Origin of the sequence: Pontivivens nitratireducens (genome assembly GCF_011290545.1) — a bacterium.
GTDB lineage: Bacteria > Pseudomonadota > Alphaproteobacteria > Rhodobacterales > Rhodobacteraceae > Pontivivens > Pontivivens nitratireducens.
This window is the reverse complement of record NZ_CP049811.1, coordinates 2,244,511-2,257,714: the sequence shown is the minus strand read 5'-3', so window position 1 is coordinate 2,257,714 and position 13,204 is coordinate 2,244,511. Positions and strand designations below refer to the sequence as shown.

The following is a 13,204-nucleotide window of genomic DNA, read 5'->3' as shown; positions in this document are numbered from 1 at the left end:
GGTTCACCGCGTGCACTTCCGCAGACAAAACAAACCAGTCTGAAACGTTGCAGCCCGCCTGAACGGATTGGCCGGTTGGCGCAAATGGCCGCATTGGGGTCGTGATGCGCATTCCCCCCGGGGGCCGTCGGTGCTTTAATCAGCCCACTGATTTGCCGGAGGCACCCCATGACCGATCGCATCACCTTCACGCTGGACGGGCAGACTGTGACCGCCGCCGCCGGGGACACGATATGGGAAGTCGCGAACGGTCGCGGCCTACGGATCCCGCATCTGTGCCACCGCCCCGAACCCGGCTATCGCCCCGACGGGAACTGTCGTGCCTGTATGGTTGAGATCGCGGGCGAACGGGTACTGGCGGCCGCGTGCATACGTGAGCCGACGGAAGGGATGGAGGTCCGAACCGCCTCTGACCGTGCCATCGCGGCGCGTAAGGGAGTGATCGAGTTGCTGATGGCCGATCAGCCGGATCGGGCGGCGGCGCATGATCGCTCCAGCCAGTTCTGGGACATGGCGGACGCGCAGGGCATTGCGCACAGCCGCTATCCCACCATCGAGGTGGACCGGATCCCGCTGCTCGATGACAGTCACGTGGCGATGCGCGTCAATCTGGATGCCTGCATCCATTGCAACCTGTGTGTCCGCGCATGCCGCGAGGTTCAGGTCAATGACGTGATCGGCATGGCGGGGCGGGGGCATGACGCGCAGGTCGTCTTCGATTTCGATGACCCGATGGGGGACAGCACTTGCGTGGCCTGCGGCGAATGCGTGCAGGCGTGCCCGACCGGGGCGCTTATGCCCGCCACAATCGTCGATGCCGGTCAGGTGGGCGACAGCGCCGATTACGACCGGGAGGTGCAATCCGTCTGCCCCTATTGCGGCGTCGGCTGCCAGCTATCGTTCAAGATCAAGGAGGACCGCATCGTCTATGTCGATGGTGCGGGCGGCCCGGCGAACGAAAACCGCCTCTGCGTCAAGGGGCGGTTCGGTTTCGACTATATCAGTCACGATCACCGTCTGACCAAACCCCTGATCCGGCGCGAGGGGATGCCCAAGGGGCTGAACGTCGATCCGGCGCGGCCGCTGGACACCTTCCGTGAGGCGACGTGGGAGGAGGCGCTGGCCTTCGCCGCCGATGGCATGAAGGGGCGCGGGCGGCAGATCGCGGGCTTCGGCTCGGCCAAGTGCTCGAACGAGGAAGCCTATCTGTTTCAAAAGCTGATCCGGCAGGGCTTTGGCCACAACAATGTCGATCACTGCACACGGCTGTGCCATGCCTCATCCGTCACGGCATTGATCGAGAATGTCGGATCGGGTGCCGTAACGGCCACATTCAATGAGATCGAGAACGCGGATGTTGCCATCGTGATCGGCGCGAATCCCGTGGAAAACCATCCGGTTGCGGCCACATACTTCAAACAGTTCGCGAAGCGTGGCGGCAAGCTGATCGTGATGGATCCGCGCGGGCAGGCCCTGAAACGCCACGCGACCCACATGCTGCAATTCCTCCCCGGTGCCGATGTCTCCATGCTCAACGCGATCATGCACGTGATCGTCGAGGAGGGGCTGGCCGACCGGCAATATATCGAGGCGATGACCGAAGATTACGACGCGATGGTCGCGCATCTGAAGGGCTTCACGCCGGAGAAGATGAGCGCGCTCTGCGGTATTGACGCGCAGACCCTACGCGCCGTCGCGCGGGATTTCGCAGGCGGCAAGGCGGGCATGATCTTCTGGGGCATGGGGATCAGCCAGCACATCCATGGCACGGACAATTCGCGGTGCCTGATCTCACTCGCATTGATGTGCGGTCATATCGGGCGACCGGGGACCGGCCTGCACCCGCTGCGCGGGCAGAACAACGTGCAGGGCGCTTCGGATGCCGGACTGGTGCCGATGTTCCTGCCCGACTATCAGAGCGTGGGTGATGATGGCGTCCGCTCCGCCTTTACCCAGGTGTGGAATTCCGGCGATTTCAGTGGGGAAGACGGACTGACTGTGACCGAGATTCTGGACGCGGTTCATGCGGGCGACATTCGCGGCATGTATATTCTGGGCGAGAACCCCGCGATGTCAGACCCCGATGTCGAACATGCCCGCGATGCGCTGGCCAGGCTGGATCATCTGGTGGTGCAGGATATCTTTCTGACGGAAACCGCGAACTTCGCGGATGTGATCCTGCCTGCAAGCGCCTGGGCGGAGAAGACCGGCACCGTCACCAACACGAACCGACAGGTGCAGATGGGCCGCCCCGCCGTGCCGATGCCCGGCGACGCGCGTGAGGATTGGTGGATCACCACAGAACTGGCGCGACGCCTGGGGCTGGATTGGCCCTACACCCATCCGTCCGAGATTTTCAGTGAGATGAAGCGGAACATGCGCAGTCTGGACAACATCACGTGGGAGCGGTTGGAGCATGAGAATGCCGTGACATATCCGGTGCACGGACCCGACCAGCCCGGTGAGGCGGTGGTCTTCGGCGATGCATTTCCCCGTCCGCAGGGCCGCGCGAAATTCACCCCGGCCAGTGTCATCGCGCCTGATGAGGTGCCGGATGCGGATTACCCGATGATCCTGACCACCGGGCGACAGTTGGAGCATTGGCACACAGGTTCCATGACCCGCCGCTCAACCGTGTTGGACGGTGTGGAGCCGGAGGCAAATTGCTCGCTGCATCCGTCCACCTTGCGCAAGCTGGGAACTGCGCCGGGGGGCATGGTGCGGCTGACGACGCGGCGCGGATCTGTCGAGTTGATGGCGCGGGCGGACCGCGCGGTGGCGCCGGACATGGTGTTCCTGCCCTTCGCCTTTGTCGAGGCGGCGGCAAACGTGCTGACCAACCCGGCGCTGGACCCATACGGCAAGATCCCCGAGTTCAAGTTTTCAGCCTGCAAGGTCGAAGCGGTGGAGGTCGAGGCGGTGCAGTAGCGACGTTCCGCCCGACGGGGTGGGAATCACGGCTGGGGCAGGGGTGGCAGGATGCGGGCCGTGCCGCTGGTCTGGTCCGCGCGGATCCGGCACTCGGATCCGGCGGGCAGGATACTCTCCCCCGGGCCGAGGTCCTGGGTCACGGACAATTCGGCCGCATCATCGCGCCGCACGAAATATTCCACGCCATCGACACGGGCGAGATAGCGATCCGCGACCGTTCCGGCGGCCGCACCGGCAGCGGCGCCACCGGCAGTGCCGACCGGTCCCAGAATCGTTCCGGCCAGACCGCCGCCCAGCGAGCCGAGCACCTTGCCATTGCCATCTACCGGAACACTGACCTTGACCGCCTGCGATTCCAGTACGGTACATTGCGAAACGAAGCCCAGCGTGCCGGAAACGCGCGGCCCGCTTTCAACCTCTGCCACCGGTGTTGTGCAGGCGCTGAGCAGCGCGGTGGCGGCAATTGCTTTGGTAATCGTGCGGATCATGGACGTTCCCTTATGTTTCGCAGTGCAACGCATCAGACGCTCTATCGTTCGGTTTTTGAGCCTGGCGTTGCGTCCAGACGACCGACGCTCATATCGCGCTTGCGACCGAATCCCGGAACCTTGCGAACGGTAAAGCCAGCGGCACCCAGGGCGCGGCGCACAGCCCCCGCACTGGTATAGGTCGCGAATGTGCCGCCCGCGCTGGTGTGGCGTGCCACCTGTCGCATCAGATTATCGGACCAGAGTTCAGGATTGCGGGCAGGCGCGAACCCGTCGAGGAACCATGCGTCGGCGGTGCCGGTCCAGTCGGGCAGGGTCGTCGCGGCCTCACCGATCAGCAGGGTCAATGTGACGGGGCCGATCTGGAACGTGCCGCCGCGCGGATCGTAAGCCGTCAGCAGCGCCGCACGGACCGGTCCCAGATCATCCTGCCAGCGGGCCGTGGCGCGGGCCAGATCCTCGGGCGCCATCGCAAACGCCTCGAAGGAGGTCATTTGGATCGGGCAGGGCGCAATGGCGGCCAGCGCCATCAGATTCAATCCGGTGCCAAAGCCAAGCTCGGCGACGTGAAATCCCGGACGCAGCCGTTCGGGCAGATCGTTGCCGCGCAGGAAGGTGTGGCGCGTCTCCTCCAACCCGTTCTCTCGCGAAAAATACGGGTCGTCGAACCGTTCGGAAACGGGTACGTCCTGCCGCCAGGTCAGGCTGGGGCGAAGGGGGTCGCTTTCGGTCATCGTGCGGCCTAGTTTGCGGAAACTTTCAGACAGGTGGCATGTGTAATGGCGCGCGACAAGGCCGATATTATCGTGGTGGGGGCGGGAATCTTCGGTTTGTGGACCGCATATGCGGCGCTGGCGCGGGGATTGAATGTGTTGGTGCTGGAGGCCGGACCTCAGGTCGGCCACGGGGCCAGCGGCGGCATCGTGGGGGCCCTGGCACCGCATATGCCCGAACGCTGGGGTGACAAGAAACAGTTTCAGTTCGAGGCCCTGACCGTTCTGGGCGACGCCTTGAAGGCCGTCGAACATGAGAGCGGCCTGCCCACCGGCTATGGCCGCGTTGGCCGGCTGGTGCCCCTGATGGACGAAATCGGACGGGAGCGGGCGCTTTCGCGGATCGCGGATGCGAAGGAAAACTGGGGCACGGCGGCGCGGATGCAGATCTTGCCACCAGATGCCTTTCCCGACTGGCTGCATCCTCAGGCAGCCCCGGCGGGCATCGTGCACGACGACCTGACGGGACGCTTGCACCCCCATCTGACGTGCCTCGCACTGGCGGAAGCGATCCGTCGCGGTGGCGCAGTGATCGAGACCGGGTGCACCGTAACCGCCGTGCATTCGGGCAGCGTACAGACGGATCACGGGGCGCGCCAGGCGCAGGCAATCGTTCTGGCCGCAGGTGTGGCGGGCTTCGATCTGCTGTCACCTTTGGTTGGGGAGGTTCCGGGCCGGGCGGAGAAAGGTCAGGCCGCTTTGCTCGACATGGATATGAAGGACGTGCCGCTGATCTATGCGGATGGATTGTATCTGATCGGACATGCGGGCGGTGGCGTCGCCATCGGGGCCACCAGTGAGCGGCATTTCGAAGGTGTCGGTCCTGACGCTCTGCTGGACGATGTGATCGCACGGGCCTGCGCCATCAGTCCACATCTGGCGCAAGCGCGGGTCGTGCGCCGGTGGGCAGGTCTGCGCCCGCGTGCCAACGGTCGTGACCCCATGTTGGGGGCGGTGCCCGGGACCAGGGGCATTTATGCCGCACTGGGCGCATTCAAGATTGGGTTCGGTATCGGACAGAAGGTCGGGCAGGTTCTGGTGGACGAAATCATGGAAGGTCGGATTGCCATGCCAGACAGTTTTCGCGTTGCCGCGCATCTGGGGCGGTGACACATATTTTCGGTACCTGAGATCGAAGGGGAACGCCCGCTCGGGATCGCGCGGGAACCGTTCGCCTGAAGCAGATAGACTCAGCGCCTAAATCCGGCGGATGATCGCATCCGCGACCGCATAAGCGGCTGTAGCACCAGCCAGCGCCCGTCGCGCGTACCGAGGCGGGCGATCTCAGGCGGCCGACTTGATAAGTCCTGAACCCAAGCCCTGAATCGCCGCGCTGACCCGGTCATTGACGCCCAGCTTCTGATAGATCCGGCGCATATACGCATCCACCGTATAGCTGGAGATCGATAGGATATCCGCGATGGAGCTGTTGCTCTTGCCACGCGCGACCCAGGACAGAACCTCCTGCTCACGCCGAGAGAGGGGAGCGGCGGATTGGGCCTCCATCTCGCAATAGCGGTGGTGGGTCAGCTGGCACGCCCACTGCACCACGCGCAGATCACGCCGGTTGCCGTCGTCGCAATCCATGTGCAGACCCAGACCGAAATAGCCGTTGCGACCGTTCGGACCGAAAACCTGCACCGCGTAGCCGTCGCCTTCGACTTGGCTGTCCAGTTCGTCGAGGAATTTCTGCTCGACCTCCGACAGCTTGCGCATGTCCCGCAGGGACGACCAACAGAATGGCAATGAACGGTTCATGGCGGTCGACGCTATCGGGTCGATTTGCCACAACTTGTTCTCGAAATAGTGGTTCACCCAAGAGTCCGGATAGCCGTTCGTCCTGATCGTCAGGGCATCGTCCGACGTTTCCCACGCAAATGGCATGACATGATAGCTGGCCTTGTCGAAGTTATGTCTGTCAAAGAAGGCGATACAGGCCTGCCAGACATCATCCGAAGTGTCGCAGGCCGCCAGCTTCTGCATGTAGTCTTCAACCGCAGCAAGTGTAACCTGTTTCATTTCTCGCTCCTCCATGCGTATCGTCGCATGACGGAACAATCCCTGATTTACATCTTTCGTTCCATTTTCTGCCCAGATTTTGCGGCGTAGTATTGGTAACGCATTCGCGGGACGTGTAAAAACCCATTTTATTCCGTGGTTTGTGTGACGCAATGACGCATCGGGTCGAAGGCGGCCCTGCGACCCGATGATACGGGCAGCGTTGATAGCAGTGCCACCGCATTGTCCCTGAGGAGCACGAGGGTGAAGCCCGACGGCTGCAAATCAGGCATCTGTGAGCCGGTGAAAAAAAGCCGGGCATGAAAAAGGGCGCACCGGTCGGGTGCGCCCTGAGAACTTTCGGATGGGGTGCCCTTACAGCGACGCCATCTTGACCGCCGTGTCGGCCATGCGGTTCGAGAAACCCCATTCGTTGTCATACCACGTCAGGATGCGGACCATGGTCCCCTCCAGCACCTTGGTTTGATCCATGTGGAAGATCGAGGAATGCGGATCGTGGTTGAAGTCCACGGACACCAGGCTTTCGTCAGTGTAGCCCAGTACCCCCTTGAGACGGCCATCGGCGGCCTCACGGATGGCGGCGTTCACTTCCTCGATGGTGGTGGCGCGGCTCGCCTCGAAGGTCAGATCGACGACGGAGACGTTGGGCGTCGGCACGCGGATCGCGACGCCGTCCAGCTTGCCCGCCAGTTCCGGCAGAACCAGACCCACGGCCTTCGCCGCTCCGGTGGAGGTCGGGATCATGCTGAGGGCGGCGGCGCGGGCGCGATACAAATCCTTGTGCATCGTGTCCAGCGTCGGCTGGTCGCCCGTATAGGAGTGGATTGTGGTCATGAAGCCCTTGGTGATGCCCACAGCCTGATTCAACACATCCGCGACGGGGCTGAGGCAGTTCGTGGTGCATGATGCGTTCGAGACGACCAGATCGTCCGCCGTCAGCGTCTCATGATTTACACCGTAGACGATGGTCTTGTCCGCATTCGCGCCGGGGGCGGAGATCAGGACCTTCTTCGAGCCGTTCTTGAGGTGGATCGCCGCCTTGTCACGTGCGGTGAAGATGCCGGTGCATTCCAGCGCCACATCCACGTCGGACCAGGGCAGTTCCTCGGGGTTGCGAATGGCGGTCACCCGGATCGGGCCGCGGCCCACGTCGATGGTGTCGCCGTCCACGGTCACGGTGGCGGGAAACCGGCCGTGCACGCTGTCATAGCGCAACAGGTGGGCGTTCGTCTCGACCGGACCCAGATCGTTGATCGCCACGACTTCGATATCGGTGCGTCCGCTCTCGATGATACCGCGCAATACGTTGCGTCCGATGCGACCGAAGCCGTTGATGGCTACCTTGACCATGAAACTCTCCTCATGTTGTCCCGTGACGCCACGTCGCGGGTATTGGGGGGATAGATACCAGTCGCGCGCCCCGTGTCCAGTCCGAGGCGCTCAAACCGCGCCCAGTGACAGGCGGGGAACGCGATCGGCGCACAGTTCGGACAGGACGGCAGGGTACAGTCGGTGTTCCTGCACCAGAACCTTCGCAGCCAGTGTTTCGGGGGTGTCGTCCGGCGTGACGGGCACGGTGGCCTGACCGTAGATCGGGCCGTCGTCCAGCTCCGCCGTGACGCCGTGAACGGTGCAGCCATGCACGGCCACGCCCGCCTCGATGGCGCGACGGTGGGTGTGAAGCCCCCGGAACAGCGGCAGGAGCGAGGGGTGGATGTTGATCATCCGACCCTCCCACTTTGCCGTGAAGCCCGGCGTCAGAATGCGCATGAAACCGGCAAGGCAGATGATGTCGGGCCGCGCGTCGATCAGGGCATCGTGTAGCGCCGCGTCGAAATCCTCGCGCTTGGCGTAATCGACATGCGGAAGGACCTTCGTGGGAACATCGCGCGCGGCGGCCTTGGCGATGCCGCCGGCGTCAACCTTGTTGGACAGGACGAGGACCGGTTGCGCGTCGATCGCCCCGTCACGCATTCCGTCCAGAAGGCGCAGCATGTTCGAGCCGCCGCCGCTGATCAGGATAGCAACACGTTTCACCGCAGCGATCCGGTATAGGAGACACCCTCACCCGCGACGACCTCCCCCAGATGCAGGACGTTTTCGCCGTGATCCTCCAGCGCGGCGGTGACATTCTCTACCGCGCCCTCCGCCACAATCAGGACCATGCCGACACCGCAGTTAAAGGTTTTCAGGGCCTCTGCCTGATCCAGATCGGCCTTGGATATCAGCCAATCCAGAATCGGGGGCAGGGTGATTGCGTCGAGGTTCACCCGCACGCCGCAATCCTTTGGCAGGGCGCGCGGCAGGTTTTCCGTCAGACCGCCGCCGGTAATGTGAGCCAGCGCGTGAACGCCGCCCTCGCGGATCGCGGACAGAGCCTGCTTTACGTAAAGGCGCGTGGGCGTCAGCAAGGCCTCACCCAGCGTTCCGTCACCGAACGGTGCGTCCCAGCCCAGGCCCGCATCCGCCACAATCCGGCGCACCAGACTGTAGCCGTTGGAATGCACGCCTGACGATTCCAGACCCAGCAGCACGTTACCGACACCGACACCGGCGGGCAGGGCGGTGCCACGCTCCATCGCGCCGACGCTGAAGCCCGCAAGGTCGAAATCGCCGTCATGATACATGCCCGGCATTTCCGCCGTCTCACCGCCGATCAGCGCACAACCCGACAGGCGGCAGCCCTCTGCGATGCCCTGAACCACTTGCGCGGCTTCCTCGACGTTCAGCTTGCCGGTGGCGAAATAATCAAGGAAGAACAGCGGCTCCGCGCCCTGACAGATCAGATCGTTGACACACATCGCCACCAGGTCGATGCCCACGCCCGCCACATGGCCGGTGTCTATGGCGATGCGCAGCTTGGTGCCGACACCGTCGGTCGCGGCGACCAGAACCGGGTCGGAGTAGCCTGCCGCCTTCAGATCGAACAGACCGCCGAAACCGCCCAGACCGGCCATTACGCCCGCGCGGTCCGTGGACTTCGCCGCAGGCTTGATCCGGTCGACGAGCGCATTGCCCGCATCGATATCCACACCGGCTGCGGCATAGGTCAGTTTGCTCATGGCGCCCTCGCTCAGATTGCTTGGCGACCGTTTAGCGGCGGCGGCGGGGGCTGTCCATCACTTCACCTTCAATACCCGCTTTGCGTACAGGACCAGGAAGTAGCGATTGATGAAAATGACCACGATGGTGAACAGGGCCAGCCCCATGGCCAGGATCGCCGCTAAGCTCCACGTCACGGGCCCGCCCATGCTGGCCAGATACAGCAAAGTGGCCAATATCTCGAACGCCAGGGCGGCGATGGCGGCAACGATCGACCAGCGCCATGCCTGATCCGCTGGGGGAACGACGCCGCGCTCCCTTGCCCACTTCTCACCCACCTTCATGGCTGCGAGCATTGGCGGTATCGCGGCCATCGCACCTCCGCCCACCGCCACGCCGAAGATCAGACTCAGCGCGTTCAGCACAACGATACAGCCGATCACGCCGACCAGCAGCCAGATCATGTAGGTCCCCAGATAGGGGGTGCGGGGGGTGGTGGACATCGGCTCTCCTTCGGGTTCGAGGGACCTTAGCCCGGCTGGTGGGCAGGCTCAACGACGCGATCATGCTTGACGCCCGTGCCCGGTCTGGTATCCGTCGGACCGCTGCGGGGGCCTGTAGCTCAACTGGTTAGAGCAGAGCGCTCATAACGCTTTGGTTGCGGGTTCAAGTCCTGCCGGGCCTACCATGCAGCTTTTTCGCCATTGAAATGTTGAGGTTTTTTGGTCCACGTGTTTGCCGCGTGGGATAGTTTGGGCCGAACCGCGTCGCATTCCGATTTCGAGCGTCTATCCCCGGGCCAGGGCAACGGGGCGCATCACTTCGTTCCTGAAATGAGCACCGCGCAGAATCGCGCCGTCCAGCGCGTAGATCGCACGACTGCCATCGGGCAGTTCCAGTTCCAGCACCCCCTCCGCATCCACATGCCCCGTCACACGCCGCGCGGTCGGCGGGGCCACCGCGCTGGCCCCGGTGGCGAATGTCGCGGTGACGCTGCCATCGGTGGCGATCTGTTCGACGGTCAGGGCGTGGCAGGCCCCGGTATCGTCCCACACGCCATCGACCCAGCGTCCCAGCAGCGCCGATTGGGTGGCGGGAATTCCGGCATAGCCGATGCCGGCCTCACCACCCGCCAATGTGGGAACGCCACATCCCGCACGCGGGCTGACATGAGCGGAGAGGCGGCGCGGATCCGACCGGTCCTGACCGGGGGGCGTACATGCGATCATCAATGTCAGGGGAAGGAAGAAAGCGATCCGCATGGGCAATCCCGGCTGTTGCATCGAGTATGACCCTATCGCCCCGCCTCCGATGAGCCAAGCCCCCAGGTGCGGGGGCTGGCATCTGGTGTCAGCGATTCCCCAGTGTCGCCGCCGTATTGCGCGCAATCTGCTCGATCGCGTCCCAATCCCCGGCGATCATGTGATGCACGGGGGCGACCCAACTGCCGCCCACGGTAACGACATTGGGCAGGTCCAGATAATCCTTCGCATTGTCGAGGCTGACACCGCCGGTGGGGCAGAACTTCACGTTCGGTAGCGGGCTGGACAGCGCCTTGAGCATCGGCGCGCCGCCGGCCGCCGAAGCCGGGAAGAACTTGACCACCTCATGCCCCTGATCGGCGAGCCTCATCGCCTCGGTCGGGGTGGCGCAGCCGGGCAGGAAGGGGAACTTGTTCGTGGCGACGGCCTGCATCAGCGCATCGGGCGCGCCGGGGGATACGCCGAAGGTGCAGCCGGCCTTCAGACAGGCATCGACATCCGCCGGGGTGCGCAGCGTGCCCGCGCCGACGATAGCGTCTGGAACATTGGCGATAATCTCGCGGATCGCGTCCAGTGCCACGGGGGTGCGCAGCGTCACCTCCAGCACCTTGATGCCGCCAGCCACCAGCGCCTGCGCCAGTGGAACGGCATGGGCGATATCCTCGATGACGATCACCGGGATCATCGGAGCGGAACAGGCGAGATCGTAGGTGGACAGGGTCATTGTGTTTCCTTGCGCTTTCGGAAGTCTTGCGATTTTCCCGCCGGGGGCACCGGCGGGAACGACATCATGCGACGGGTTCGGGGTGCAGGACGCTGGCGCCGCCAGCGGCACGGCCGACATTCTGGCGGAACGTCTCGAACAACTCCCGCCCGATGCCGAAGGAATTGCCGGTCAGATCGGCGGTCACGACCTCACGCGTATCCAGATCAACGCCGATCACCTCCAGCGTTCCGGCCTCACCATCGACGCGCAGAATGTCACCGTCGCGCAGCCGGGCGATGGCACCGCCATCGGCGGCCTCGGGGCTGAGGTGAATGGCGGCGGGCACCTTGCCCGATGCGCCGGACATGCGGCCATCGGTGACGAGGGCGACCTTGAACCCCTTGTCCTGCAAGACGCCCAGCGGCGGGGTGAGGGAGTGAAGCTCGGGCATTCCGTTCGCCTTCGGGCCCTGAAAACGCACCACAACGATCACGTCCCGGTTCAGTTCCCCGGCCTGAAAGGCGGTCTTCACCTCCTCCTGCGAGTGGAAGATGCGGGCAGGGGCCTCAACCACCCGGCGCTCCGGCTTCACGGCGGAGGTTTTGATGACAGCGGTGCCGAGGTTGCCGCGCAGTAGGGTCAGTCCACCGGTTTTCTGGAACGGGGCGGAAACGGGGCGCAGGATCATGTCATTGCCGGATTTCTCCGGTGCCTCCACCCACTCGATCTCACCGCTCTGGATTGTGGGTTCCTTGGTGTAATGGTGCAGACCGCGTCCGACGATGGTCAGCACGTCGTCGTGGACCAGCCCCTCGGACAGCAGCTCACGGATCATGTATTGCAGGCCCCCCGCCGCGTGGAACTGGTTCACATCGGCCAGACCGTTGGGATAGACCTTTGCCATTGAGGGCGTGACGGAGGAGATGTCGCTCATGTCCTCCCACGTGATGGCGATGCCCGCCGCGCGTGCCATGGCAACCATATGCAGGATCAGATTTGTGGAGCCGCCGGTGGCGTTCAGCCCGACCATGCCGTTGACGAATGCCTTTTCGTTCAGCACCTCGCCCACCGGCGTGAACGCGTTGCCGCCTGCGGTGATCTGCAACGCCCGCTTGGTGGCGGCGGTGGTCAGGGCCTCGCGCAGGTCGGTATCGGGATTGACGAAGGAGGCGCCGGGCAGGTGCAGGCCCATGAACTCCATCAGCATCTGGTTGGTGTTTGCCGTGCCGTAGAAGGTGCAGGTGCCCGGCGAGTGGTAGGAGGCCATCTCCGCCTTCATCAATTCGTCCCGACCAACCTCACCCTTGGCGAATTGCTGGCGCACGGCGGCCTTCTCATCATTGGGAAGACCTGACGGCATCGGCCCCGCGGGCACGAAGACCGACGGGATATGCCCGAACGTCGCGGCGGCGATCACCAGACCCGGCACGATCTTGTCGCAGATGCCCAGGAACATCGCGGCGTCGAACGCATTGTGGCTGAGCCCGACCCCGGCGGCCAGCGCGATCACATCGCGTGAGAACAGCGACAACTCCATGCCCGGCTGCCCCTGCGTGACGCCGTCGCACATCGCAGGCACCCCGCCCGCGACCTGCGCCGCACCGCCCGCCGCACGGGCGGTCTGCCGGATCAGCTCGGGATAGGTTTCATAGGGTTTATGCGCCGACAGCATGTCGTTATAGGCGGTGATGATGCCGATATTCGCCACGGGCGTGAAGCTGAGGGATTCCTTGTCCTGCGGTCCGCATCCGGCGGTTACGTGCGCCATGTTTCCGCACGACAGCGCAGTTCGATTCGGCCCCTGATCGACGGCCCGCCGCATTCGGTCCAGATAGGGTTCGCGAAGGGGCTTGGACCGTTCGACGATCCGGTCTGTTACTGCTTGAATTTCTGCACGAACCGACATGTGGATCTCCTGTGCTCTGACACTCGACACTTTGCCGAAGTGACTTGGGGTAAGCATAGTGCGCACATGGCAAACCC

General features: G+C 63.9%; 12 protein-coding genes and 1 tRNA gene. 3 read left to right on the top strand and 10 right to left on the bottom strand.

What is annotated here, in order from left to right:
• Positions 1 to 168: 168 nt before the first annotated feature.
• On the top strand, positions 169 to 2,928 hold the full coding sequence (gene fdhF / locus G8E03_RS11150; RefSeq protein ID WP_166191753.1) for a formate dehydrogenase subunit alpha: 2,760 nt from the start codon (positions 169 to 171) through the stop codon (positions 2,926 to 2,928).
• A gap of 26 nt (positions 2,929 to 2,954) precedes the next feature.
• Here the strand turns inward: fdhF and G8E03_RS11145 are convergent, their stop codons facing one another.
• Positions 2,955 to 3,419, bottom strand: a complete 465-nt coding sequence (locus G8E03_RS11145) for a hypothetical protein (RefSeq protein ID WP_166191750.1) — start codon at positions 3,417 to 3,419, stop codon at positions 2,955 to 2,957.
• A gap of 41 nt (positions 3,420 to 3,460) precedes the next feature.
• Positions 3,461 to 4,153 (bottom strand): tRNA (5-methylaminomethyl-2-thiouridine)(34)-methyltransferase MnmC2, encoded by a 693-nt coding sequence (gene mnmC2, locus G8E03_RS11140; RefSeq protein WP_166191747.1) that lies wholly within the window; start codon positions 4,151 to 4,153, stop codon positions 3,461 to 3,463.
• 45 nt (positions 4,154 to 4,198) lie between these two features.
• Between mnmC2 and G8E03_RS11135 the strand changes: the two genes are divergently transcribed.
• Positions 4,199 to 5,302: an NAD(P)/FAD-dependent oxidoreductase gene (locus G8E03_RS11135; RefSeq protein ID WP_166191744.1), complete on the top strand. Its 1,104-nt coding sequence runs from the start codon at positions 4,199 to 4,201 to the stop codon at positions 5,300 to 5,302.
• A gap of 174 nt (positions 5,303 to 5,476) precedes the next feature.
• Here the strand turns inward: G8E03_RS11135 and G8E03_RS11130 are convergent, their stop codons facing one another.
• From G8E03_RS11130 to G8E03_RS11110, 5 genes are all read right to left on the bottom strand, one after another.
• On the bottom strand, positions 5,477 to 6,211 hold the full coding sequence (locus G8E03_RS11130; RefSeq protein WP_166191741.1) for a helix-turn-helix transcriptional regulator: 735 nt from the start codon (positions 6,209 to 6,211) through the stop codon (positions 5,477 to 5,479).
• Positions 6,212 to 6,565: 354 nt separating this feature from the next.
• The gene (gene gap / locus G8E03_RS11125; RefSeq protein WP_166191738.1) at positions 6,566 to 7,561 is read right to left on the bottom strand and encodes a type I glyceraldehyde-3-phosphate dehydrogenase; all 996 of its coding nucleotides are present in this window, start codon (positions 7,559 to 7,561) and stop codon (positions 6,566 to 6,568) included.
• Between the two features lie 90 nt (positions 7,562 to 7,651).
• Entirely contained in the window at positions 7,652 to 8,248 is a 597-nt protein-coding gene (gene purN / locus G8E03_RS11120; RefSeq protein ID WP_205793071.1) for a phosphoribosylglycinamide formyltransferase, read from the bottom strand.
• Positions 8,245 to 9,273 carry a phosphoribosylformylglycinamidine cyclo-ligase gene (gene purM, locus G8E03_RS11115; RefSeq protein ID WP_166191735.1) on the bottom strand — a complete coding sequence of 343 codons (1,029 nt, stop codon included), beginning with the start codon at positions 9,271 to 9,273 and terminating at the stop codon, positions 8,245 to 8,247. Before purM ends, purN begins: the two co-directional genes overlap by 4 nt.
• A gap of 57 nt (positions 9,274 to 9,330) precedes the next feature.
• On the bottom strand, positions 9,331 to 9,756 hold the full coding sequence (locus G8E03_RS11110) for an ABZJ_00895 family protein (protein ID WP_166191732.1): 426 nt from the start codon (positions 9,754 to 9,756) through the stop codon (positions 9,331 to 9,333).
• Between the two features lie 108 nt (positions 9,757 to 9,864).
• Here G8E03_RS11110 and G8E03_RS11105 point away from each other — a divergent pair.
• A tRNA-Ile gene (locus tag G8E03_RS11105) sits at positions 9,865 to 9,941 on the top strand.
• Positions 9,942 to 10,041: 100 nt separating this feature from the next.
• Here G8E03_RS11105 and G8E03_RS11100 read toward each other — a convergent pair.
• The 3 genes from G8E03_RS11100 to edd all read right to left on the bottom strand — a co-directional run bounded on the left by G8E03_RS11100 (position 10,042) and on the right by edd (position 13,127).
• Positions 10,042 to 10,515 carry a hypothetical protein gene (locus G8E03_RS11100; protein ID WP_166191729.1) on the bottom strand — a complete coding sequence of 158 codons (474 nt, stop codon included), beginning with the start codon at positions 10,513 to 10,515 and terminating at the stop codon, positions 10,042 to 10,044.
• An 88-nt stretch (positions 10,516 to 10,603) separates the two neighbouring features.
• Positions 10,604 to 11,239 (bottom strand): bifunctional 4-hydroxy-2-oxoglutarate aldolase/2-dehydro-3-deoxy-phosphogluconate aldolase, encoded by a 636-nt coding sequence (gene eda / locus G8E03_RS11095; protein ID WP_166191724.1) that lies wholly within the window; start codon positions 11,237 to 11,239, stop codon positions 10,604 to 10,606.
• A 64-nt stretch (positions 11,240 to 11,303) separates the two neighbouring features.
• The gene (edd, locus tag G8E03_RS11090) at positions 11,304 to 13,127 is read right to left on the bottom strand and encodes a phosphogluconate dehydratase (protein WP_166191719.1); all 1,824 of its coding nucleotides are present in this window, start codon (positions 13,125 to 13,127) and stop codon (positions 11,304 to 11,306) included.
• Between the last annotated feature and the right edge of the window lie 77 nt (positions 13,128 to 13,204).